Annotated in this window: 24 protein-coding genes; 10 read left to right on the forward strand and 14 right to left on the reverse strand. The window is 62.1% G+C overall.

Annotated features, from left to right (window positions below; genetic code table 11):
• Positions 1-8 precede the first annotated feature (8 nt).
• The 5 genes from rnpA (at position 9) to CSQ91_RS27660 (ending at position 4,334) form a co-directional block, all read left to right on the forward strand.
• Positions 9-461: a ribonuclease P protein component gene (gene rnpA / locus CSQ91_RS27640; protein ID WP_080753306.1), complete on the forward strand. Its 453-nt coding sequence runs from the start codon at positions 9-11 to the stop codon at positions 459-461.
• Positions 458-718, forward strand: a complete 261-nt coding sequence (gene yidD, locus CSQ91_RS27645; protein ID WP_034754335.1) for a membrane protein insertion efficiency factor YidD — start codon at positions 458-460, stop codon at positions 716-718. Before rnpA ends, yidD begins: the two co-directional genes overlap by 4 nt.
• 11 nt (positions 719-729) lie before the next feature.
• Entirely contained in the window at positions 730-2,460 is a 1,731-nt protein-coding gene (gene yidC, locus CSQ91_RS27650) for a membrane protein insertase YidC (protein WP_070258727.1), read from the forward strand.
• A 185-nt stretch (positions 2,461-2,645) separates the two neighbouring features.
• A complete protein-coding gene (mnmE, locus tag CSQ91_RS27655) occupies positions 2,646-4,025 on the forward strand; it encodes a tRNA uridine-5-carboxymethylaminomethyl(34) synthesis GTPase MnmE (protein WP_099390189.1) in 1,380 nt (459 codons plus the stop codon).
• Between the two features lie 9 nt (positions 4,026-4,034).
• Complete coding sequence (locus tag CSQ91_RS27660; RefSeq protein WP_070258731.1) at positions 4,035-4,334, forward strand: hypothetical protein; 300 nt, start codon at positions 4,035-4,037, stop codon at positions 4,332-4,334.
• 22 nt (positions 4,335-4,356) lie between these two features.
• Here the strand turns inward: CSQ91_RS27660 and CSQ91_RS27665 are convergent, their stop codons facing one another.
• Entirely contained in the window at positions 4,357-6,054 is a 1,698-nt protein-coding gene (locus CSQ91_RS27665; protein ID WP_099390191.1) for a M1 family metallopeptidase, read from the reverse strand.
• 179 nt (positions 6,055-6,233) lie between these two features.
• Between CSQ91_RS27665 and CSQ91_RS27670 the strand changes: the two genes are divergently transcribed.
• Positions 6,234-6,431, forward strand: coding sequence for a hypothetical protein (locus CSQ91_RS27670; protein WP_034781317.1), 198 nt, complete (start codon positions 6,234-6,236; stop codon positions 6,429-6,431).
• A gap of 9 nt (positions 6,432-6,440) precedes the next feature.
• On the opposite strand, the gene CSQ91_RS27675 is transcribed toward CSQ91_RS27670, so the two are convergent.
• Positions 6,441-7,076, reverse strand: coding sequence for an Hpt domain-containing protein (locus tag CSQ91_RS27675; protein ID WP_034781319.1), 636 nt, complete (start codon positions 7,074-7,076; stop codon positions 6,441-6,443).
• Positions 7,077-7,181: 105 nt separating this feature from the next.
• The gene (locus tag CSQ91_RS27680; RefSeq protein WP_306508876.1) at positions 7,182-8,132 is read right to left on the reverse strand and encodes a CAP domain-containing protein; all 951 of its coding nucleotides are present in this window, start codon (positions 8,130-8,132) and stop codon (positions 7,182-7,184) included.
• 268 nt (positions 8,133-8,400) lie between these two features.
• Here CSQ91_RS27680 and pssA point away from each other — a divergent pair, with 268 nt between their 5' ends.
• Positions 8,401-9,141: a CDP-diacylglycerol--serine O-phosphatidyltransferase gene (gene pssA, locus CSQ91_RS27685; RefSeq protein WP_225243950.1), complete on the forward strand. Its 741-nt coding sequence runs from the start codon at positions 8,401-8,403 to the stop codon at positions 9,139-9,141.
• A gap of 25 nt (positions 9,142-9,166) precedes the next feature.
• On the opposite strand, the gene CSQ91_RS27690 is transcribed toward pssA, so the two are convergent.
• Positions 9,167-10,093, reverse strand: a complete 927-nt coding sequence (locus tag CSQ91_RS27690; RefSeq protein ID WP_070258735.1) for an aldo/keto reductase — start codon at positions 10,091-10,093, stop codon at positions 9,167-9,169.
• Between the two features lie 53 nt (positions 10,094-10,146).
• The gene (locus CSQ91_RS27695; protein WP_213086523.1) at positions 10,147-10,689 is read right to left on the reverse strand and encodes a TetR/AcrR family transcriptional regulator; all 543 of its coding nucleotides are present in this window, start codon (positions 10,687-10,689) and stop codon (positions 10,147-10,149) included.
• Positions 10,690-10,940: 251 nt separating this feature from the next.
• On the opposite strand from CSQ91_RS27695, the gene CSQ91_RS27700 reads away from it, so the two are divergent.
• The 3 genes from CSQ91_RS27700 to CSQ91_RS27710 are packed head-to-tail and all read left to right on the forward strand — an operon-like array spanning position 10,941 to position 14,862.
• On the forward strand, positions 10,941-11,633 hold the full coding sequence (locus CSQ91_RS27700) for a gluconate 2-dehydrogenase subunit 3 family protein (RefSeq protein WP_099390192.1): 693 nt from the start codon (positions 10,941-10,943) through the stop codon (positions 11,631-11,633).
• 38 nt (positions 11,634-11,671) lie between these two features.
• The gene (locus CSQ91_RS27705; protein WP_373630601.1) at positions 11,672-13,459 is read left to right on the forward strand and encodes a GMC family oxidoreductase; all 1,788 of its coding nucleotides are present in this window, start codon (positions 11,672-11,674) and stop codon (positions 13,457-13,459) included.
• A 14-nt stretch (positions 13,460-13,473) separates the two neighbouring features.
• The gene (locus CSQ91_RS27710) at positions 13,474-14,862 is read left to right on the forward strand and encodes a cytochrome c (protein ID WP_099390214.1); all 1,389 of its coding nucleotides are present in this window, start codon (positions 13,474-13,476) and stop codon (positions 14,860-14,862) included.
• Between the two features lie 70 nt (positions 14,863-14,932).
• Here the strand turns inward: CSQ91_RS27710 and CSQ91_RS27715 are convergent, their stop codons facing one another.
• The 9 genes from CSQ91_RS27715 to CSQ91_RS27755 form a co-directional block, all read right to left on the reverse strand.
• Positions 14,933-16,078, reverse strand: a complete 1,146-nt coding sequence (locus CSQ91_RS27715) for a D-alanyl-D-alanine carboxypeptidase family protein (RefSeq protein WP_099380749.1) — start codon at positions 16,076-16,078, stop codon at positions 14,933-14,935.
• Positions 16,079-16,191: 113 nt separating this feature from the next.
• Positions 16,192-16,845, reverse strand: a complete 654-nt coding sequence (locus tag CSQ91_RS27720; RefSeq protein WP_035828394.1) for an alpha/beta hydrolase — start codon at positions 16,843-16,845, stop codon at positions 16,192-16,194.
• 62 nt (positions 16,846-16,907) lie between these two features.
• Positions 16,908-17,225: a (2Fe-2S) ferredoxin domain-containing protein gene (locus tag CSQ91_RS27725; RefSeq protein ID WP_099390194.1), complete on the reverse strand. Its 318-nt coding sequence runs from the start codon at positions 17,223-17,225 to the stop codon at positions 16,908-16,910.
• 40 nt (positions 17,226-17,265) lie between these two features.
• On the reverse strand, positions 17,266-18,453 hold the full coding sequence (locus CSQ91_RS27730) for a VanZ family protein (RefSeq protein ID WP_099390195.1): 1,188 nt from the start codon (positions 18,451-18,453) through the stop codon (positions 17,266-17,268).
• Positions 18,450-19,064, reverse strand: coding sequence for an ABC-type transport auxiliary lipoprotein family protein (locus tag CSQ91_RS27735; protein ID WP_099390196.1), 615 nt, complete (start codon positions 19,062-19,064; stop codon positions 18,450-18,452). The genes CSQ91_RS27730 and CSQ91_RS27735 overlap by 4 nt, the downstream gene beginning before the upstream one ends.
• 12 nt (positions 19,065-19,076) lie before the next feature.
• Positions 19,077-20,036 (reverse strand): MlaD family protein, encoded by a 960-nt coding sequence (locus CSQ91_RS27740; RefSeq protein ID WP_034781344.1) that lies wholly within the window; start codon positions 20,034-20,036, stop codon positions 19,077-19,079.
• Positions 20,036-20,935, reverse strand: coding sequence for an ABC transporter ATP-binding protein (locus CSQ91_RS27745; protein ID WP_070253863.1), 900 nt, complete (start codon positions 20,933-20,935; stop codon positions 20,036-20,038). The genes CSQ91_RS27740 and CSQ91_RS27745 overlap by 1 nt, the downstream gene beginning before the upstream one ends.
• Positions 20,935-22,068: an MlaE family ABC transporter permease gene (locus tag CSQ91_RS27750; protein WP_034781349.1), complete on the reverse strand. Its 1,134-nt coding sequence runs from the start codon at positions 22,066-22,068 to the stop codon at positions 20,935-20,937. Before CSQ91_RS27750 ends, CSQ91_RS27745 begins: the two co-directional genes overlap by 1 nt.
• A 57-nt stretch (positions 22,069-22,125) precedes the next feature.
• Positions 22,126-23,646: a B12-binding domain-containing radical SAM protein gene (locus CSQ91_RS27755; RefSeq protein WP_099390197.1), complete on the reverse strand. Its 1,521-nt coding sequence runs from the start codon at positions 23,644-23,646 to the stop codon at positions 22,126-22,128.
• Positions 23,647-23,806: the final 160 nt, after the last annotated feature.

A 23,806-nucleotide genomic window follows, 5' to 3' on the forward strand; every position in this document is an offset into this window, starting at 1 on the left:
GCTTGTCGTTGACAGCTGATCGCGTGGCTAGCTGTACTCCAGTCGGCAATCAACGCGAAGGTTCACACGACTTCGCGCGCGTTCGGCGTATCGTTAAAACGGATGAATTTTCATCCGTTTTTCGTTTGCGCCCTTCGCAAAAAACAGCGCATTTTGTGCTGTACACCCGACACAATCAATTGCCGCATGCGCGGCTGGGCGTCGTTGTGGCCAAGCGTTTCGCGCCGCGCGCGGCGACCCGCAACACGATCAAGCGCGTCACGCGCGAGCTGTTTCGCAACAGCGCGATGCCGCCGGTCGACTGCGTGGTGCGTTTGTCGCGCGCCGTCAACAGCAAGGATGGCCCGGCCACCACGACCCGGCTCAAAGCCGAGCTGCGTGAGGAATTGAGCCGCCTGTTCGCGGCGCAAATCGCCGCCCAGGCCCGTTCTGTTGCTGCGCCACCACCATCCGCGCCATGAAAACCCTGCTGCTGTTCCTGCTGCGCGCTTATCAGTTGCTGATCAGCCCCATGCTGGGACAGAATTGCCGTTTCTATCCGAGCTGTTCGCATTACGCGATGGAAGCGCTGCGCGTGCACGGTACGGCCAAGGGCAGCCTGCTGGCTGCCAAGCGCCTGTGCCGTTGCCACCCCTGGAATGAAGGGGGCGTCGACCCGGTGCCGCCGGCCGATGGCAAACAATCTTCAACGACCGCTTGCGGTTGCAACCACTCCTGACAAATACCCTAATGGATATCAATAAACGTACCATCCTGTGGATCGTGTTTTCCGTCTCGCTGGTAATTCTCTGGAACGAATGGATGATCTCGAACGGCAAGCCGTCGATGTTCTCCGCGAACACGGAACAAACCGCCAAGGCGCCTGCGACCCCTGCCAAGACGGCTGCCCTGCCAGCTGCGGCAGGCGTGCCTGCCCTGCCGGGCGAGGCTGTCGATCCCGCCGCGTTCAAGCGCGAAGTGATTACTATCACCACCGACGTCATCAAGGTCGATATCGACACCCTGGGCGGCCAGGTCAAGCGTTTGGAATTGCTGAAATTCAAGGGCGCGGGCAATCCGGGCTGGTTCGGCGGTTGCTTCGGCCTGTTCAAATGGTGCCAGCCTGACGACGGCAAGCAAAACGAAGTGCTGTTCGACGAAGGCGCGAACCACACTTACCTGGCGCAATCGGGCCTGGTCGGCGGTCCATTCCCTACCCACGCGAGCGGCTTCACCGTGCAGCCTGGCGTACGTACCCTGGCCGACGGCAAGCAGATCCAACTGGTGATGGAAGCGGTCGAAGGCGGCGTCAAGCTGACCAAGACGTTTACCTTCAAGCGCGGCGACTACGTCATCGACGTGCGCCACGACGTGTCCAACGTGGGCGCGGCGCCTGTCACGCCGCAGCTGTATCTGCAACTGACGCATGACGGCAACAAGCCGGTCGGCGACTCGTTCTTCAACAGCAGCTTCACCGGTCCGACCCTGTACACACCGCAAGACAAGTACCAGAAGCTGACGTTCGAGAAAATCGAAAAAGCGGCCGCAGAAGACGAGAAGAAGGGCAACGACAATGCCATGAAGGGCTTGCATCCGGCGACGGCGAATGGCGGCTGGTTTGCGATTTCGCAACACTTCTTCGTGTCCGCTTTCGTTCCGCCTGAGAACGCCAAGCGCGACATCTTCACGAAGAAGGTCGGCCCCAACCTGTACGCCATCGGCAACGTGCTGCCCCTGCCAACCCTGGCGCCAGGCGCCTCGGCCAGCATGGACAGCAAGCTGTACTCGGGTCCGCAAATCGCGCACCTGCTGGAAAACGTCTCGCCTGGCCTGGAACTGGTCAAGGATTATGGCTGGCTGACCATCATCGCCAAGCCGATGTTCTGGGTCATGGAACAGATCCACAGCGTGCTGGGCAACTGGGGCTGGACCATCATCGCCTTCACGATCCTGATCAAGCTGCTGTTCTTCCCGCTGTCGGCCGCCGGCTACCGCAGCATGGCCAAGATGAAACTGGTCACGCCGAAGATGCAAGCCATCCGCGAACGCTTCAAGGGCGATCCGCAAAAGATGAACCAGGCCACGATGGAGCTGTACAAGACGGAAAAGATCAATCCGCTGGGCGGCTGCCTGCCGATTTTGATCCAGATGCCCGTCTTTATCGCCCTGTACTGGGTCTTGAACGCGTCCGTGGAAATCCGCGGCGCGCCATGGATCGGCTGGATCACCGACCTGGCCCAGCATGACCCATGGTGCATCCTGCCCGTGCTGTACGCGATCTCGATGTTCATCACGACCAAGCTGAACCCGGCTCCGGCCGATCCGATGCAAGCGAAGATGATGCTGTTCATGCCACTGGCATTCTCGGTGATGTTCTTCTTCTTCCCGTCGGGCTTGGTACTCTACTGGGTCGTCAACAACGTCCTGTCGATCGGCCAGCAATGGGTGATCACCAAGAAATACGCGCCTGCCGTCAAGTAAGTCCGGCCAGCGAACAGAAAGCCCGCCTAGTGCGGGCTTTTTAATTCTTGTAGGTCGGATTAGCGTGGCAAGGCCACGCGTAATCCGACACTATCGCCAGCGTGTGCTGCGTCGGCTTACGCGCTGCGCGCTAAGCCGAGCTACGTTGCTGCACCTTCCCTTGCCGTACCTATTACAATATCCCCATGAAACTCGACTCTTCCCCTATCGCCGCCATCGCCACCGCTCCCGGACGCGGCGGCATCGGCGTGGTACGCGCCTCCGGCAAAAATCTCGCCCCTTTGATGGCCGCCCTGTTCGGCGCGCAGCAACTGAAACCGCGCCACGCCACCTATCTGCCATTCACGGAAAGCGATGGCGCCATCATCGACCAGGGCATCGCCATCCACTTCAAGGGTCCGCATTCGTACACGGGCGAAGACGTGCTGGAATTGCAGGGCCATGGCGGCCCCGTGGTGCTGCAACTGCTGTTGGCGCGCGTGCTGGAAGCGGGCCGTGACAGCGGCTTGCGCCTGGCCGAACCGGGCGAATTCACGCGCCGCGCGTTTTTGAATGACAAGCTTGATCTGGCGCAAGCCGAAGCCGTGGCCGATCTAATTGATGCCTCCACGGAGGCGGCCGCCAAGTCCGCTTCGCAATCGCTGTCGGGCGCGTTTTCCAACACGATCCACGCGCTGGTGGAGCAGGTGACGGGACTGCGCATGCTGGTTGAAGCGACCCTGGATTTCCCGGAAGAGGAAATCGATTTCCTGGAAAAATCGAATGCGCGCGGCCAGTTGAAAGCCGTCATCGAAGCATTGCATAAAGTGTTTGCGCAGGCGGCGCAGGGCGCGCTGCTGCGCGAAGGCCTCAATGTCGTGCTGGCGGGCCAGCCCAACGTGGGCAAGTCGTCGCTGCTGAACGCGCTGGCTGGCGCCGACGTGGCGATCGTTACGCCGATCGCCGGCACCACGCGCGACAAGGTCAGCGAAACCATCCAGATCGAGGGCATTCCGCTCAACATCATCGATACGGCCGGCATCCGCAGCGCGGGCGACACCATCGACGCCGTCGAGCGCATCGGCATCGAACGCACGTGGGGAGAGATCGGCAAGGCCGACGTGATCCTGCACCTGTTGGATGCCGACCATGGCCCCACCCTGGCCGATGAAACCATCGTTGCCGCCTTCCCCGAAGGGGTGCCCGTGGTGCGCGTGTGGAACAAGATCGACCTGTCGGGCCACAAGCCCAGCGTCGACAACCTGCCTGACGCCACGCACGTGTATCTGTCGGCGCACGAGCACATCGGCATTGACCTCTTGCGCGCCGAGCTCTTGCGCATCGCCGGCTGGCAGCAGACGGGCGAATCGCTGTACCTGGCGCGCGAACGCCATTTGATCGCCTTGAAATCGGCCGGCAAGCATCTGGACATCGCCGCCGAGCACGCGGCGCAGGACGACCAGTCGCTGGACCTGTTCGCCGAAGAACTGCGCCTGGCGCAGGTGCAGTTGTCGAGCATCACGGGCGAGTTTTCGCCTGACGATCTGCTGGGCGTGATCTTCAGCCGTTTCTGTATCGGCAAGTAAGGGGAAGCGATGAAAATGTTGATCGCTGCCGCACTGTGCTGTCTGCCCTTGCTGGCTCAAGCAGAGGAAAAGCTGCCGCGCGACGTGGCGCAGTTCATTGAGCATGCGCAAATGTGCGAACACTTTGCCGGCGAATGGGATGACAACGACAAGGCGCGCCAGCGCGAGATCACGCAAGCCGTCGCCAGCTCATGCGGCCAGGCGCAGCGGCAGTGGAAACGGCTGTCCGCCAAGTATGCAGGGCAGCCGACGCTGCAAAAAATCATTGCCGATAATGCCAATGACGCGGTGCGCAGTTTCCGGAAATAGCGGCTGCCCTGACTTGCGGCAGCTAGCTCTTCTTGTGCTTGGCCTGCTCTTCCCTGAATTCCTGGAACGTTTCGATATGCTCTGCGCGGCGCAGCACGCGCGAGTGCGGGTCGAGCGTGTACGTGGCGCCAGCCGGCAGGGGCAGTTCGCCAAAGCCCAGCGACATGGAAACGGTATGGATTTCCTTGCCGATACGCACTTCCACCGGCATCGGGAAGGCAATGTCGGCAGGTGTCTTCCATAGCAGGCGCAGGGTGTCGCCGTCACGCACGGCGGACAGTTCCGGCAGCGCGGCCTGGTACAGATAGGCCTGGAAGAACCAGTCGTAATTGCTGCCCGTGACTTTGTTGACGATGGCCATGAACTCCGTCGTGCTGCCATAGCGCGGCTGGAACTGGCCCGGCTGCGGCTGTTCCGTGCCGTAGACGAGCAGGCGCACGGCGCGGAAGAACGCGTCGTCGCCGATCAGGCCGCGCAAGGTGTGCAGCACCAGCGCTCCTTTCACATAAATGTCGCCGCCCGGCCCGCCCTTTTTCAGGTCGTAGACTTCTTCCTCGCTTTTCGGCTTGCCCGAGACCATGGGAGCCTTGTTGACGATGCCGGCGCGCATTTGCTGCAACGAAGCAAAATACTCCTGTTCTCCCCGCAGATACTGCATGTACAGCGGTTGCATATACGTGCCGAAACCTTCGTGCAGCCACATATCGTCCCAGTTGCTGTTGGTGAGCTGGTTGCCGAACCATTCATGGGCGAATTCATGTTGCAGCAGCTCATCGTAGCCATAGCTGGTCTTGGCGAATTTGTTGCCATAGGCATTGATGGTCTGGTGTTCCATGCCCTTGTGCGGCGTTTCGGCGATACCGACTTTCTCATCGCCAAACGGGTAGGGGCCGATGACGCTTTCAAAAAAATCTAGCATGGGCGGCAATTCCGCGAACAGGGCGCCCGCCTTCGCCTCGCTTTCCGGCAAGTACCAGAACTGCAGGGGGATGCGGTTGCCGTAGCGGCTCGCATACTCGCCCTGCAGGCTGCGGTAGGGCGCCACGTTGAGGGCGATGCCATACGTGCTCGGGTGTTTGGCGCGCCAGTGCCAGGTGCGCCAGCCGTTGGCCTCATCCATGCCGAGCGCGATGCCGTTGCCGGCCGCCACCAGCGGCGCCGGTACCTGGATGTGCTGGTCGATCAGCTGGGCCTTGCCCATCGGATGGTCGATGCAGGGCCAGAACAGGTCGCAGCCCTCGCCCTGCACGGCGCTGGCGATCCACGGCGCGCCATCGGCTGTGCTCGACCACACCATGCCGCCATCCCACGGCGCTTTCACGGCGACGTGCGGCACGCCGTGGTAGACGATGCGGATGGTGGTGCGCGCGCCTGCCGCGAGGGTGGCCGGCAAGGTCATGCTCAGGCGCCCGTCCGGGTTGGCATAGTCTTGCGGCCGCAGCGCCTTGCCGTCGATTTCGATGGCATCGACCGGCAGGTTGCGGTCCAGGTCCAGCGCGAAACGCGAGATCGGCTGCGTGGCCAGGAAGGTCAGGCGCGCGTCGCCGGCGATGCTGCGGCTGGCCGGGTCGATGCGCAAGGTCATGTCGGCGTGTTCGAACACCACCGCCAATTGCTCCGGCGTGCGTTCGGCGCCCGAATTGAGGGTATAGGCAGTGGGCGCGCGCGTGGCGCAGGCGCTGAGCAGCAGGCAGGAGAGTAGCAGAGGGATGTGTTTCATGGCGAGCGCGCAAGTGAACGGAGCACTGATTGTAGTGAGAAGTGACAACGTTGTCGTTTGGAAATTTCAAAGTGCCGATGGGGCAAGCGTGGCCGCCGTTGAGAAATGTCATGGGCTTCAAACTGTGCTGACGTAATCTTGCTGAGCGGCCTTGAAGTGCCGCTAGGAAAGGAAGCGCCATGGACAGCAAACAGCCGGACGTCGTGGAACGCGAGGGAGAGGTGCTGGCGGCATTGCCCGCCATGCCGGAATTGATCGCTACCTTGCCGCCAAAAGGCGCGTGCTGGTACTGCGACAAGCCGCTCGACGCCGTGCGCCGCTTTTGCGGCAAGAGTTGCGGCATGGCTTACGCGGAAGAGGCGCAATACCACCGTTGAGCGTGGAGACTAGCGGCGCCGCAGCAGTGCCGCCAGCGCGCCGTCGAAATCGAACTCGTGCGCGGCGGCTGCCACCTCCTGGTAGACGTTGACACCCAGGCTGGCCGCCAGCAGGCTGGCCGAGTTTTCCAGGATGTCGATGGCCGCCCCGTCGCCTTCGCGCAGATGGCTGGCCAGGCGCGCCAGCAGCAGCTGGATGGCGGGCGCGGCCGGATCGGGCGCCACGTCCTGCGCCGCCGTGTGGGTTGCCTCCGGCGTGCCCAGCATGCTGCTGACCGCGCCCAGCAATTGATCCTGCGCCAGTTCCAGCTGCAGCATTTGCCGGGCCAGGTCGGGCGCTTGCGCACGCAGTGCCGACTCCAGCGTTTCGGCCAGGCCATGCACGTGGCGCGCACCGATCATGCCGGCGGCGCCCTTCAAGGTGTGCGCCTTCAGGCGCGCGGAGGCATAGTTGCCCGTGTCGAATTCGGCGCGGATCTGGCACGGCGTGGTGCCGTGGTCATGCAGGAAGCGGCGCAGGATTTTCAGGTACAGGATGCGGTCGCCCATGATGCGGCCCAGTCCGTTCTCGACATCGAGAATACGGACCATGTCGGATGCCGCAACGGCGGCATCATCATCGCAAGTGGCGTGTGGTTTCAGCATGCTGTGCAGAGCGCCCGAAAACTTGTCAATTGCCGTAAAGCAGGAACAGCTATTCTACATCCAGTCGTCCCCGACGCTGCGCCCGCTTGGCAGTCGGCAAAATCGCTAGCGTGTCGTGAATGACCAGCTCTGCGTGACGTCCGCACCATTGACTTTGCCGATGAAACTCACGTCATAGGCCGTGTTCGCCAGCAGCGGCGCCAGCGGGATGATGGACGCGGCCGAGACTGGCGTATGTGCATCATTGCCGCTGGTGAGCAGGCGCACCGTCAAGTCCGCGGCGGCACCGCGCTGGCGCACGCTGAACGTGGTCACGCTGACGGTCGTGCCGTAGTTGGCATGCACGCTGATCGGGTAGCCGACCACGTCCTGGTTCGGCACGGGATCGGGTGCTTCGTTATCGCTGGAAAAACTGACGGCTACCTTTTGCTGGCCGCCGAATGGGTAGGTGACGATTTTCCCTGCCGCCAGCCCGGAGCCATAGCTGCGGTTACCGGCCAGGTCGGTGGTGAAATACGCATAGCCGGCGCCACTGACGGCCGCGCCCGCGCCCCCTTCCTTGAAGAGGGGCTCGAAAATGACGAAGCGGTGATAAATGGCCGTGACCAGTTCCTCGGCCAGGTAAAAGCCGGACGTGTTGCTGGCGCCAGCGATGACTTCGCCCTGCAGCGACGTGACGACGTAGCCGGCCTTGGCCAGGCGGTCGCCCAGTTTGACGCCGGTAAAGCCGGGCTTGCCCTGCACTTGCTCGTGCGCCACTGTATTGTTGAGATTCAAGTAGTTGGAATGGCCCAGGGCCGCGCTGTCGATCAAGCCATTGCGCACCATTGGCGACAGGCCGATCTGGCTGCGCCGGTAGTTGAACCAGTTGAAGCCATCGGTGGCAATATTGTTGCTGAGGACGGGAGCACCGGGCTCCTGTGTCAGCTGCCCGGCCGGGGTCGAGGTGCTCAGCGACGTCTTGTCGCCGCTATCGCCGCCACCACAGGCGCTCAGCAGGGCTGCGCTCAGCAGGGCGGGTATCCAGTATTTCCAACGCAGTGACGAGACAATCAAGTTGACTCCTGTATAGGTAGGCGGACAGCGGTAAGCCAACGTGCTGCCCTGTAAAACGATTCTAAGGCATTTTTATATGCCGTAGAGCATCCATGACAAGATATGTCGCGCGCTCGTGCGCGGACGGTGCCGCAGCTGCGCAGGGTAGAATGAGCATAGTGCAGCGTTTGCCGCTGCGTAGCCTCATTACCGATTTCTTTGATTGCCCACAAATTTGAACACATTGCCCAAGTCGCGCCTGCAGCGCGCCAAGTACGCCTTGCCCAGCATGGTGACTTTGCTTTCGATAGCCTGCGGTTTTGCCAGCATCGTCATTTCCGTCGATAACGCGACTGTCGGCGACGCCGATGCCTACCGCCTGGCCGCCGCCTTGCTGGTGCTGGCCGGCGTGTTCGATGCGCTCGACGGCTATGTCGCGCGCCTGACGAACACCAGTTCGCAGTTTGGCGTGCAGCTCGATTCCATCGCCGACGTGATGAATTTCGGCTGCGCCCCGGCCGTCCTGTTGTACTGCTACGGTTTTGTGCAGATGGGCGTGCACGATCCGCTGCTGCTGCGCTTTGGCGGCATGGCCAGCTTCTTCTTTGTCGCGTGCGGCGCCATGCGCCTGGCGCGTTTCAATGTGAACGTGGGGCGTACCGATCCCCTGTATTTCGTCGGCATGCCGATCACGGCCGGGGCCGCTTGCGTGGCGGCCGTGGTGGTGGCGTGGCCGGCGCCCATCGATTCCATGCTGCACAGCTATCTGCTGATGCTGCTGCTGGTGGGCGTGGGCAGCCTGATGGTGTCGACCTTGCGTTTCCCCAGCTCCAAGCAAAAGAAAAGCCTGGCCGCGCTGCTGGTGCTGATCGTCGCCATCGCCCTGCTGGTGTGGCTGAAGACCAGCTTCTTCGCGCTGTTCTTCGCCGTCTACATCGCCGCCACCCTGCTGCTCAACCTGGCGTGGTACCTGGGCTGGCGCGGTATTGCGCTGCCGCAGGTATTCAACGACCCTGACGAGATCGACTAGATACGGTTGTTAGACCTTCTAAGTATTAAGCCACCTCGTGCCCGCGCGCGGCACGCAGGATGGCGAACCAGTCGCTGCGGCTGAGCGTGAACTGCGTGCCTTCCACGGCCACGCCCACGGCCTCGATGCGGCCCGTGCCCGTCAGTGGCAGGGGACGGCATGGCAGTTGCATGATCCAGGCAAACACCACGCTGGCAAACGGACGCTGCAGCTGGTCGGCGATCTGCTTGATGACATTGCGCAAATTCTCCACATTCGCGTCGCCGCCCTGGAACAGGCGGCCACCGGCCAGCGGCGACCAGATCATCGGCGCCACCCCCACATCCTGCAAGCCGTCGAAGGTTTCATCGAACAGCGGCGCCACGTGCAGCGGCGAAAATTCCACCTGGTTCGTCACCAGCGGGAAGCGCCGGTGCAGGCACTCGAACTGGTGGCGGCTGAAATTCGACACGCCAAAGTGCAAGACCTTGCCCGCCTGCTGCAGCTGGGTGAAGGCGCCGGCGATCTCGTCAAAATCCATCAGGGGGTCGGGACGGTGGATCAGCAGCAAGTCCAGGCGGTCCGTGTGCAACTGGCGCAAAGTGTGTTCCACGGAACTGGTGATGTGCGCCGCGCTCGTGTCGTAATGCTGGATGGCGTGGCCGGGCCGGTGCGGCGACAGCAGCTTGATGCCGCATTTGCTGACCAGTTCCATCTTGTCGCGCAAGCCCGGCTGCAGGGCCAGCGCTTCGCCGAACAGGCCTTCGGCGCTGTAATCACCATAGATATCGGCATGGTCGAAACTGGTCACGCCCAGCGCCAGGCATTGCTCGATGAAGGCCAGGCGCTGCTGCGCCGACATATTCCACTCGCCGATGCGCCACATGCCGGCGACGATGCGCGACAGTTCGGGACCGTTGCTGCTTAAACGGCTGCGCGGCGCTTGCAGGCTGGCGGGAAATACATGGCTCATGGGCTGGCTTTCTGATGGTGGCGAAGAAGGTGATGCCCCGATTATATCCAGTGCTACAGCATGCTGCGGATAAAGCGGCAGCAACGTTCCTGCAGGGCAGCGTCGAGCTGGCCGCCCAGTTGCATCTGGTACACCAGCGCCGATTGCAGCATGAAGGCAAACAGGCGCAGGTCGAGGTCGGCGCGCACGCCGATGTTGACCAAGCGCTGCACCACCAGGGTGATCCACGGCGCGACGATCTGCTCGCGAAAGCGCAGCTGCGCGGCCGCATCATTGTGGATCAGCACCAGGAGATCGCAGGTGAAGCGACCGTCGGCGTTCAGGTTGTCGAAGATGCGCGCGCAGATCGCCTCGATTTCCTGGCCATCCGGCATGTCGAGCGCGCGCTGCAGCTTTTCCGCCGTGCGCTTGACGAGCGCGTCAAGCAGCATGTCTTCGCGGCGCGGCCAGCGCCGGTAGATCGTCTGGCGCCCCACGCCGGCCACGTCGGCCACCATCTGTATCGTCACGGCGTCGAGCCCATGCTGGCGCACCAGCATGACGATCGCCTCCAGTACCGCATCTTCCACGCCCGCCTTGCGCGGGCGGCCACGCACCGCTGCCTCTTTTTTAATCACGTCGAACCTGTCTCTGAATGTTTCTTTTAATTATGGTACGATGCGCACCGTAAATGCAAAGCAACTGCTTGTCAATCATGTTGGTCAATTAACCGGCAGGTTGATGCAGCGCGCCGCGATACTCCAGTCATCTCTACGTGAAATCTGCAATCTCAGCGGCGCGTGCCCGCATTTTCTTTCTGACTCCCACATCCATCACTGTGGCGGCTCGTGCCGCCTGAGGAAAACCTATGAAAATCATCGGGATTTCGCCCCACCGGCGTAACTTCCTGCGCAAGGCCGTCGGCGCCGCGCCTGCCGTGGCCTTGCTGGCCGGCGCCGGCGGCGGCCTGGCCATGGCTGTCTCCAAGGACCAGCCTGCCTATAAACCGCGCTTTTTCGACGCCACCGAATGGGCCACATTGAGCGCACTGGTCGACCGGCTGATCCCGGCCGATGGCGAAGGGCCGGGCGCGCTGGAGTCGGGCGCGCATGAATTCATCGACTTGCAGATGAACACGCCGTACGCGTATGGCGCGCTGTGGTACATGCAGGGGCCGTTCGTGCCCTCGATCGAACAGTTCGGCTACCAGTTCCACATGGCGCCGCGCGAGCTGTACAAGAGCGCCCTGGCCGGCGTCAATGCGGCCGTGCACAAACAGTCCGGCAAGCCGTTCGTGCAGCTGAACGCGGCCGAGCGCGATGCCGTCATCACGCAATTGGAAAAGGGAAGCCTGGATATCGGCGCAGTGCCGGCCAAGGTCTTCTTCAACCAGCTGCTGCAAAACACGCGCGAAGGCTACTTTTGCGACCCCGTCCACGGTGGCAACAAGGACATGCTGGCCTGGAAGATGGTGGGTTTCCCCGGCGCGCGCGCCGATTACATGGATTGGGTGGAGCAGTATGGCAAGAAATACCCGCTGCCGCCTGTTTCTATCGCATAAGACTTTTTGTAGCAGATCAAAGAAAAAGAAAAACCATCATGAGTGATATCAAACCAGATGTAAAAATGAAGCCTGTCGATGCCGTGATTGTCGGCTTCGGCTGGACCGGCGCCATCATGGCCAAGGAAATGACGGAAGCGGGCCTGAACGTGGTCGCGCTGGAACGCGGCGAGTACCGCGACACCTATCCCGACGGCGCCTATCCGAAGACCCTCGACGAGCTGACCTACATCCAGCGCAGCAAGCTGTTCCAGGATATGTCGAAGAGCACGTTCACCTTCCGCCACAGTATCACGGGCGTGGCCGTGCCCTACCGCCAGATCGGCGCCTTCAAGCCCGGCACGGGCGTGGGGGGCGCGGGCTTGCACTGGTCGGGCATGCATTGGCGCGTCTTGCCGGAAGAGCTGCAAATCCGCAGCCACTACGAACGCCGCTACGGCAAGAAATTCATTCCCGAAGGCATGACGATCCAGGACTTTGGCGTGACCTACGCCGAGTTGGAGCCGCACTTCGATTTCGTCGAGAAAGTCTTCGGCACCTCGGGCCAGGCGTATAAAGTCAACGGCATCGTCGTCGGCGACGGCAATGTGTTCGAGGCCGACCGCTCCGACAATTACGCGCTGGCGCCGCAAAAAGTGCCGTACACGGCCGAGTTGTTCCGCCGCGCGGCCAAGGCCGTCGGCTACCACCCGTTCGTCAACGCCTCGTCGAACGCGTCCGGCCCGTACACGAACCCGTACGGCTGCCAGATGGGACCGTGCAACTTCTGCGGTTTCTGCTCCGGCTACGCCTGCTATAACTATTCCAAGGCTTCGCCCAACGTCAACATCATGCCGGCCCTGCGTATGGTGGCGAACTTTGAATTGCGCGCCAATTGCAACGTCGTGCGCATCAATCTCGATAGCAGCAAGAAACGTGCAACGGGCGTGACCTACATCAATGCGGATGGCAAGGCTGTCGAGCAACCGGCCGACCTGGTCATCGCCAGCGCCTTTGCCTACAACAATGCGCACCTGTTTTTGCTGTCAGGCATCGGCAAGCCGTATGATCCCGTCAGCAATGAAGGCGTGGTGGGGCGCAATATCGCCTACCAGATGATGTCCACCATCCAGACTTTCTTCAAGGAAGACACGAACACGAATCCCTTCATCGGCGCCGGCGGCACCGGCGTCGCGCTCGATGACTGGAATGGCGACAATTTCGACCATGGCCCGCTGGGCTTTGTGGGCGGCTCACCCGCCTGGTGCAACCCGGCCGGCTCCAAGCCCATCTCGGGCATCGCCACGCCGGACGGTACGCCCGCCTGGGGTGCGGCCTGGAAAAAGGCCGTCAAGAAGAGTTATTTGAACACGGTCTCGTTCGACTGCCACGGCGCCAACATGACGTATCGCGACTGCTATGTCGACCTCGACCCGACCTACACGGACAAGTATGGCCAGCAATTGCTGCGCTTTACCTTCGACTGGAAGGAAAACGACATCAAGATGAGCCGTTTCGTCACCGACAAGATGATGAAGGTGGCCGAGGCCATGAATCCGGAAGCGATCAAGGTGTCCGTCAAGAGCGTGGGCGACCACCTCGACTTGCGCAACTACCAGACTACCCACTGGGCGGGCGGCACGGCCATGGGCGCGGACCGCAAGACCAGCGTCGTCAACCGCTACCTGCAGAGCTGGGACGTGCACAACGTGTTTGCCGTCGGTTCCAGCGTGTTTCCGGTCGGTATCGGCTACAACCCGACGGGCCTCGCCTGCGCGCTGACCTACTGGTCGGCCAAGGCCATCCGCGAGCAATACCTGAAAGATCCCCGTCCCCTGGTCGCTTGATAAAGAACAAGAAGATGAACAATACATTCACCCATACAGTGGGCGCGCTGCTGCTGGCGCTCGCCTCCGGCGCCGCCTGGTCGGCCGCCGCCACCGTCCCGAACGCCCAGCTGATACGCCAGGGCGAATACCTGGCCCGCGCCGGCGACTGCATCGCCTGCCATACGGCCGGCACCAAGGGCCAGCCGTTCGCGGGCGGCCTGGGTATGGAAACGCCGATCGGCAAGGTGTATTCCACGAATATCACGCCGGATAAAAAGGCCGGCATCGGCGACTGGAGCTTTGCCGATTTCGACAAGCTGATGCGCACTGGCGTGACGAAACATGGCTATACCGTGTATCCGGCCATGCCCTATCCGTCGTACTCGCGTTTGAGCGAGGCGGATATGCAGGCCCTGTACGCCTACTTCATGCATGGCGTGAAGGCGGACCCGACGCCGAACAAGGCGGCAGACATTCCATGGCCGCTGTCGATGCGTTTCCCCTTGACCATCTGGCGCTGGGCGTTTGCCCCCACGCCGCAGCCCTACAAGGCGCCAGCCACGGGCGACGCGCAATTGCTGCGCGGCGCCTACCTGGTGCAGGGCCTGGGCCACTGCGGCGCTTGCCACACGGCGCGCGGCGTGGGCATGCAGGAAAAATCGCTGACGGACGAGGGTAATACCACCTTCCTGGCCGGCGGCGGCGTCATCGACGGCTGGTCCGTGCCCTCGCTGCGCAATGAGCATGGCGGCGGCCTGGCGCGCTGGAGCGCGGCGGAGATCGCCGAATTCCTGAAAACGGGCCGCAACAGCCATACGGCATCGTTTGGCGCCATGAACGATGTGGTGGCCCATTCCATGCAGCACATGACGGATGGCGACCTGGCGGCGATGGCGAAATACCTGAAGTCCCTGCCGCCGTCGAATCCAGCCACGCCGGCCTTCGTGGCCGATGACAAGCTGGGCAAGCAATTGTTCAGTGGTATCGTCAATTCCAAGGGCGCGCAGCTGTACCTGGACCGCTGCGCCGGCTGTCACCGCTCCGACGGCAAGGGCTACGACAAGGCTTTCCCTGCGCTGGCCGGCAATGCCGTGCTGCAGACGAACGATCCCACCTCGGCCATCAACATCGTGCTGTCGGGCGGTGCCGTGCCGGCCACGCGCACGGCACCGTCGGCGCTGACGATGGCGCCGTATGCCGACATTTTCAATGATGAGCAGACTGCCCAGGTGGTGACGTTCATCCAGACTAGCTGGGGCAACCGCGGCACACCGGTGACGGCGGCGCAGGTGGCCAAGGTGCGCAAGGTGGCCGTGCAGGTGGAAGCGTCGCAGACGGAAGCGACGTTTGCGGCAGGCCGTCACGGCACCTTCCCGCCCGTGGCGCGCAAGCCGCACTTGAAGGATGCGCCGGCGAAGTAATTTGACGTAACGCAAGACGAAAAAAATGCCCGCAGTATCTGCGGGCATTTTTTATGGGGGGGCTAACTGCTTATTTCATCCACAGGCGCATCGAATCCCAGGCGCGGCCGAAGATCGTGGCCTGGTTGATGGTTTCCAGCGCCACGACAGGCAGTTCCAGCAGGACTTTGTCGTCGACCATCATTTTCAGTTTGCCGACAGGCGCGTTTTCAGCCAGTGGCGCGACCAGCGGGTCCTTGCGTTCCAGCACAGGTTTCATCTTGGCAGCCGTGCCTTTTGGTACGGTCACGAGCACATCGCGGGCGAAACCGATTTTCACTGTGCCTTTCGAGCCTTTCCACACTTCCGGCGTGGCCACGGCCTGGCCTTTCGAGTACAGCTTGACCGTATCGAAGTTCTGGAAGCCCCAGTTCAGCAGCTTCTGGCTTTCCTGCGTGCGGGCCTGGTCCGACGTTGTGCCCAGCACCACGGAGATCAAGCGGCGCTCGCCGGTGCCGCCCGGACGGCGTGCCGAGGCGATCATGCAATAGCCAGCCGCTTCCGTGTGGCCCGTCTTCATGCCATCCACGGTTGGGTCCAGCCACAGCAGGCGGTTGCGGTTAGGCTGGGTGATCTTGTTGTACGTAAAGCTTTTCACGGAATCGATTTTGTAGAATTCCGGGTAGTCGGCGATCACGCGCTTGGCCAGCACGGACAAGTCTTGCGCCGTGGAATAGTTATCGGGGCTAGGCAAGCCATGCGGATTGGCAAAACGGGTGTTTTTCAGACCCATGCGTTGCGCTTCACGGTTCATCAGCACGACGAACGTGCCTTCATCGCCGGCAACGGCTTCCGCCAGCGCCACGGCGGCATCGTTACCCGATTGAATCATCAGGCCGTGCAGCAAGTCGTCGATCGAGACGGGGGTGGCCGGGTCGATGAACATCTTCGAGCTGCTCGAATCGACCTTCCATGCGCGCACGGACACGTTCACTTTTTGGTCCAGCGCCAGTTTCTTTTCGCGGATGGCGGCAAACGTCAGGTAAGCCGTCATGATTTTGGTCAACGAAGCCGGCTCGATGCGGGCGTCCGGATCTTGCGAAGCAATGATCTGGCCACTGGTGGCGTCAAGCAACAGCCAGGACTTGGCGGCGATGGTCGGGGCTGGAACGCTCTGGGCGAAGGCGGCGGAAAAGAAAAATACACTGGAGGCCAGTGCCGCTAAAAGTTTTTTCATGGAGGCTGGTCTGCGAAAAAGATGAAGGCTGAGGGCCATGTCGTTGCTGCTTACATGGCCGCGTGGAAAAAACGGATCAATTATAGCTGTGGAGGCGCTAGTAAGCCCACACTTCAATGATCATCTGCTGCTATTGCGGGTTTGTCACCATGCCACAGGGCAATCACGAGGTTCTTGATGTGATTGAGCTTGCGGTGGAAAAAGTGGTCGGCGCCGGGGATCACGATCACGGGTATGTCTTGTGGACGGGCCCAGTCGAAGACGGCGGACAGGGGGATTGTGTCGTCCAGTTCGCCGTGGATCAAGATGGTGTCGGCGGGAATGTCGGCCATGGCCCACTTGCCGGCCGCGCTGCCGATCAGCGCCAGGCGCTCGACGGGCGTGCCGGCGGCGGCCAGGCGTTCCTGCAGTTTCGACTGCACGAAGGTACCGAACGAGAAACCGGACAGGGCCACGGGCAAGCCTGGATACAGGCCGCGCATGTGTTCATACAGCAATTGCATGTCGTCCGTCTCGCCCGCGCCATGGTCATGCACGCCTTCGGAAGCGCCCACGCCGCGGAAGTTGATGCGCGCCACCACATAACCGAGGGCGACAAAGGCGCGCGCCAGGGTTTGCGTGACCTTGTTATCCATCGTGCCGCCGTACAGCGGATGCGGATGGGCCACGAGGGCGATGCCGCGCGGAGTGTCTGCCGGGAAATCGAGCAAGCCTTCCATGCTGCCTGCATGGCCGGCGAGGGTAAATTTTTCCGAGTTTCTGTTCATGATGCTCATACTGGTGGCGTAGGCTTAATTTGAAGTTAAAACGTTGAAATTAAATATGCTGCTCAGATTTTCAGGCGTTCGACGATCTTGCCGCCCACCAGGTGCGTATCGATGATTTCATCGATATCGCTGGTGTCGACATAGGTGTACCAGGTCGCTTCCGGGTAGATCACCAGCAATGGGCCTTCCTCGCAGCGGTCCATGCAGCCGGCCTGGTTGATGCGGATCTTGCCCGCGCCATTCATGTCGAGTTCCTTGATGCGGCGCTTGCAATGCTTTTGCGCCGCTTCCGCGCCATGGTCGCCGCAACTGCTGCGGCCGTCTTCACGTTTATTCATGCAGAAAAAAACGTGGCGTTCAAAATACGGTGCGTCGCTCATACTATTCTCCTGCTGATTCATCAATGCGCCATGATAACGCTTATGGGTGGTCTTCGCGACGCTGGCGCTGCACGTCCTCCTGCCGGTTCAGGCGGTGCGAGGGCAGGCACAGGAACCACAGGGCCATGAAGGGCCACAGCAAGGCGAGGAATTGCGCCGCGCCATTGAAGTTGAGGAACTTGCCTTGCACCCAGCCTTGCAAGGTTGACATGAAGTACGGGTTGATCGGCGTCGTATTCACCATTACCAGGCTCAGCAGCAAGGTTGCGGCCGCGATGCGGCGCTGCGCCACGTGCGGCGCGAACGCCAGGCCGCCCAGCATGATCAGGCCGATCAGGAAACCGCCCTGGGCGCCCGGCGTGATCCAGACGAAGGCGTTTTCCGGCGAAAACAGCAGCGCGCTGGCCATCGAGCGCACGGTCAAGGCGGCGGCGATGAGGATCAGCATCAAAATGGCGCGCGGCGCGGCGCGGCGCAGCAGACACAGCAAGGTAAGCACGGCGCCCGTCATGCCGCAAGCCGTGATAATGGTTTCCGAAAGCCAATATTGCTCGACGGTCAAGATCACGTCGGGGCGCAGATACGTGGCCAGGTCGATCTCCATGCCCGCCAGGCGCGACAGCCAGTCCGACAGGATGGGCAGCAGCTGGCCCAGGCCGAACAGATAGCCTTGCGGATAGATCTGCGCCAGCGGCCACAGTGCCACCAGCACCAGGCCCTGGCTGGCGTGCTGGGCAAACCAGCGCTGGCGCAAGCGGTATAAATGGCTGTGATCAAGCAGCTTGCGCGCCGTCAGGGCGCCGATGATGGAACCGATGCAGCAACCGGCCGCATTCGTATAAAAGTCGAGGTTCGACGATACGCGGCTGGGCAAATAGGTTTGCACGGCTTCCATGCTGCCGGAAATCAACATGCCGCACAGGCTGGCGACGATGACGGCAAAGAAACCCGTGATGCGTGGAAACAGTGAATACACGATCAAGGCGCCCAGCGGGATGTAGCCGACGATATTCACGCCGACATCGAAGCCCGTCCAGTAACGGGGCATGCGCGTGTTTTCCAGGAAAGTCAGCGGCGACAGGCCATTGCTGTGCCAGCCCGTGAACGGAAACCAGCTGGCGTAGACGATCAGGAAGACGTAGGCGAGCAGGGTCGCGCGCGACACGGGCGAGGAACGGACGGGCGGCAGCGGCGCCGCCGGACTGGCTGGGGATGCGGGCTCGGTCATTCTTTCGTGATATTCAGCGTGCCCAGCCAGGTCAGCAGGTCGGCGGCGATGGCGTCCGAGGCGGCCGCCAGCGCCTGCGCGCCCCCTTGCGCGTCGGCGCTGCCGGCGGGGCCGCTGCGGCTGAAGGTTTTCTGGTCGATCAGGCGGTGGCCGCGAAAGACCGAGGCGCGCAGCGACACGTGGCCGCTGCTTTGTGTCTGCGTGTCGAAGTTTTGCGAAAAATCATCGACATCGATGCGCAGCAGGGGCATGCCGGCGGCCGCGTCCGTGGTCGACAGCACTTTCACGCCGCTTTGCGCCACGCGCGTCTTCAGGCGCTGGCTTAATAGTTGCAGCGGCGGCGTGTTCCAGCGGTTGTAGGCGTACGGGCGCGATTGCTGCGCATCGGCGTACAGCAAGCGGTAATACATGCGCTGGCTGTCCAGCCAGGAGGGACCGTTGGCGTCGGCGATCACCAGCACGGGCACGGCTGGCGCCGCCGGCTGCGCGGCGGCCAGCGGCGCGGCTGGGCCGAAATCATAAAACGTGGGGACGGGGCCGCGGCTGGCGCAACCGCCCAGCAGGAATGCGGCGGCCAGGACGAGTGCGCTGAGATTGCGTGGGATAGGCATGCGGTGTTCTCCTTATTTGCCCGGTGCCGAAAAACCGGGCTCGCCCGGGCCGGGCGGGATGTCTGGGGCGCCGAACAAGATGCTCTGCGGCTGTTCATTGAGCGTGCTCATGGTGGTTTTCAGGGCGCGCATCGACGAGCGCGCTTCGCCGCTCAGCTCGATTACCTGTGGCAAGACTTCCAGCGATACGCCATTGGCCACCGTTTCCACCGAGTTGCCGACCCGGTCGACCGTGCCATTGACCTTGTCGAGCACGCCGCCGGGCGCCTGGATATCGTTGCCCAGTTTTTTCCACGTGGCCGTCAAGTCCGACACGTTCTTGCCGGCCGTGCTGACGGCCGTCAGGGTTTGGCGCGTCTGTTCCGTCAGTTGCGGCAATTGCGTCAGGGTCGGCTCGAGCTGCTGCGGAATGGCGCCAAAGGCCTTGGCCGCCTTGCCCACTTCATTGAAGGCGCCCAGCATGGCCGCCTGGTTCTCGGGGCTGAGCAGGTTGTTGACCTTGTTGGTGATCTGTTCGGCCTGGTCGAGGATGCGTTTGCCGCGCTTTTCCAGCTGGTCGAGCAAGCCCGCGCGCAGGGGAATCAGCGACGGCTTGTCCTTGCTGGTGCCCAGCAGTTTCGAGCCCACCTGTTCATCGTCGAGCTGGATGTAGGCAATGCCCGTCACGCCCTGGTAGCCGAGGGTGGCAAAGGTGGTGTTGGTGACGGGGGTATCGGGCGCCACGCTGATGTGCACGAGGATTTGCCCCGCCTTTTGCGTGTCGAAGTCGATGGCGTCGACCTTGCCCACTTCCAGGCCCCGGTAGCGCACGGTCGCCTGCGGGTTCAGGCCCGGCACGGACAGGGTGGTGGCGAGCAGGTAAGGCACCCGTTCCACGCGGTCGCGGTTGAACCAGACGCCAAACAGGATGGCGGCCACCAGCAGGGTGAGTGTAAAAAATCCCGTCATCAGGGCATGTGATCTGTTTTCCATTACTTCTCCGCTTTCTTGTCTGTGCCGGCGTCGTCGCCTGGCTGCGCCGCATTGCCCGCCGCCGCCTGTTTCTCATCGAGGACGGCCAGCGCGCGCTTGCCGCGGTCGCCGAGGAAAAATTGCTTGATGAACGGGTGGTCGACTTCGATCACCTCGCGCGTGGGGCCGATGGCGATCACGTGTTTTTCCGCCAGCACGGCGATGCGCGTGGACAGGGCGAACAAAGTGTCGAGGTCATGCGTGACCATCACCACTGTCAAGCCCAATTCGCGGTGCAGCGACTGGATCAGGGCGACAAAACTTTCCGACAGGTCCGGGTCCAGGCCCGCCGTGGGTTCGTCGAGGAATAATAATTTCGGTTCCAGCGCCAGGGCGCGCGCCAGCGCCACGCGCTTGATCATGCCGCCCGACAAGTCCGAGGGCATTTTCAGCGCATGTTCCGGGCCCAGGCCCACCATGTTCATCTTTAATAGTACCGCGTCGTGCACCAGGGCTTCGGGCAGCACGCGCAATTCGCGCATGGGCTGGGCCACATTGTCGAACACGGTCAGGGCCGAATACAGGGCGCCTTGCTGGAACAGCATGCCCCAGTGGTTGCGCAACTGTTGCAGCTGGTCGGAACTTGCCTGGTTGATATCTTCGCCAAAGACTTTGACGCATCCCCGCGCCGGATGTTCCAGGCCCAGCATCTGGCGCAGCAGCACCGTCTTGCCCGTGCCGGAGCCGCCCACGATGGACAGGATCTCGCCCCGTTCGATTTCCAGGTTCAAATCCTGGTGCACGACGGTGCGGCCGAACTTGGTCCACAGATTGGTGATGTCCACCACGGGCGCGTCGCCGTGCAGGTTGAACTGGCCTTCCTTGCCGGTGCCGCAAGCGATATTGGTGTCGTCCGCCATCAGTAGCCCACTCCATTGAAGACGATGGCGAACACGGCGTCGGCCAGGATCACGACCGTGATGGCCGTGACGACGGCGGTGGTGGTGCCGCGCCCCAGGCTTTCCGTGTTGGCCTTGATGCGCAGGCCGAAGTGGCACGAGACCAGCGCGATCAGCATGCCGAAGATGACGCCCTTGCCCAGGCCGATCATGTAGTTGGCCAGCGGCACGGCGTCGGGCAGCTTCTGTATGAAGTAGCGCGCCGACAGGTTCAGTTCCACCTTGGCCGCCACCATGCCGCCGATCAGCGCGGCCGTATCCGTCCAGATGACGAGCAGGGGCATGGAAATGGCCAGGGCCAGTACTTTCGGCATGATCAGGCGGAATCCGTGCGAAATGCCCATCACCAGCATGGCGTCGAGCTCTTCCGTGACGCGCATGACGCCCAGCTGGGCCGTGATGGACGAGCCCGAGCGGCCGGCGACGAGGATGGCGGCGAGCAGCGGCCCGAGTTCGCGGATGACGCTCATGCCCAGCAGGTTGACCAGGTAGATGTCGCCGCCAAAGGCGCGCAGCTGCTGCGCGGACAGATAGGACAGCACCACGCCGATCAGAAAGCCGACGAGGGCCGTGATGCCCAGCGCCTGGAAGCCCGCATGGAAGATATTGGCGGAAATTTCACGCCATGGCCCGCGCATCGGATGGCGCGCGAAGCGGCCGATATCCTGCGTCACCTGGCCCACGAGGGCAATAAAACCCTTCAAATGTTCGAAAAACAGCAGGATGGCCATGCCCAGTTTCATCACGGGCGTGAGGCGGTTGGCGCGCGAGGGCGGCGTTTCCAACGGCCCCGTTTCTTCGATGCGCCTGAAAAACTCTTCCTGCGACGGCGCCAGGGTCAGCTGCGCCGGACGCTGCTTGCCCCAGGCATTCCAGAACAGTTGGGCGCCGATATGGTCCATGCTGTCGATGGCCGACAGGTCCCATTGCGCCTTGGTATCGCCCTGCAAGGGCTTGAGCTGGGCATCGATGGCCTTGATGGCATTGTCATGCGCCAGCGCGTGCACCTGCCAGGTGCCGCTGGCAGTGACAAGGGCTCCCTGTTGGGAGCTGGTCTGGGAGAGGGTCAGTTTCGGCGATTGTACAGTCGGCATCGTGCCAGTTTAAGGGAGAATGGCGCAGACCGCCACCGCTGTTCAATCGCCAGCCTGTCAGGAAGCCAGATGGCGTGCCTGCCGCTGCGGCAGGGCCACGTCCGGGCGCACCTTGGCGCCGCTAGTACTCACTTCGCTTGGCTTGCCATGCGCGGCCGCCTGCGCGCCGCCCGCATAGTCGCTGGCCAGCAGGGCATTGGCCTCGACCGCGCTCATGCCGCGCGTCTGCAGCCATTGCGCCACCAGCTTGGCCAGGCGTTCCATGGCGATGCGGTGGGTGGCATCCGTGTGGGCGTACAGCCAGTTCGAAAAATCCATGAAGTTTTCAAAAGGCGCATCACCGAGCATCCATTGCACCGTATTGGCGAAGCGGCCCGAGTTGGCCACCAGGTCCCAGTAGCGGGCGAAGCGCACGAGGCGCTGCATGCTCATGAAATCGAGCTGTTTATTCGCCAGGATGGTGTAGGGCGGGTGCGGATCGAACACCATGCCATAGTTTTCCGTATGGCGGATGATGGGCGTGCCGCGCAGCCGCTTTAATATGCCGAACTGGATTTCATGCGGTTTCAAGGCCACCAGCTTGTTGAAGCCGGCCGCGAAACTCGCTTCATCCTCGCCCGGCAAGCCGGCGATCAAGTCCACGTGCAGGTGGGCGTTCGATTCCTCGCACAGCCAGCGGATGTTGTCGGCCGCCTTTTGATTGTCCTGCTTGCGGCTGACCAGCGATTGCACGTCCGGATTGAAGCTCTGGATGCCGATCTCGAATTGCAGCGCGCCGGGCGGGAACTTGCTGATGCCTTCTTTCAAGGCATCGGGCAAGTGGTCGGGCACCAGTTCGAAGTGGGCATAGATGGGATCGTCCGGGTTCGCCTCGATCTTGTCCAGAAAGAACTGCATGATCTTCAAGCTGGTCTTGATGTTCAGGTTGAAGGTGCGGTCGACGAACTTGAACAGGCGGGCGCCGCGCGCATGCAGGGATTCCATCTCGGCCAGGAAATTTTCCAGGGCGAAGGGCCAGGCCGTCTTGTCCAGCGCCGACAGGCAGAATTCGCACTTGAACGGACAGCCGCGCGATGCTTCCACGTAAATCGTGCGGTGGCGGATATCGTCGTCTGTATACAAGGAGTAGGGCAGTTGCAGTTCCGCCAGCGGGGCTTGCACGCCGGCATGGATCTTCATCAGCGGCTTCGGCCCGTTGAGGATCTCGCCGCACAGCTTGGGGAAGGTGACGTCGCCCCAGCCCGTGATCAGGTAGTCGGCCAGTTTGACGATCTCTTGCTCGCCCGCTTCATGCGACACTTCCGGCCCGCCCAGCACGATGATGACCTCGGGCGCCACGCGCTTGAGCATGGCCACCAGCTTCGTTGTTTCCTCGACGTTCCATATGTACACGCCAAAACCGATGATGCGCGGCTTGTTGACGAGGATGCGCTCGACCAGTTCCGTGGTTTTTGTGCCGATGACGAATTCCTGCAGCCGCGTCTGCGCCTGCAACGGCCCCATATTGGCCAGCAAATAGCGCAATCCCAGCGAGGCGTGGGTGTAGCGGGCGTTCAGGGTGGAGAGCAGGATGGTCATGGGAGGCGATGGAAACGGCGAAACCGCTATTTTACGCTGTCGCGTCACCGGTGCGCTGCGGCCAGAAATGCCATGTTACCATTTGTCAATAATTACTAACTTGTCAATGCTACGGCAGGGTAAAGGAATACACGGTGCTGGCGAAAAAAGTACAAGATAA

It is taken from the genome of Janthinobacterium sp. BJB301 (genome assembly GCF_002735685.1).
GTDB classification, from domain to species: Bacteria; Pseudomonadota; Gammaproteobacteria; order Burkholderiales; family Burkholderiaceae_D; genus Janthinobacterium; species Janthinobacterium lividum.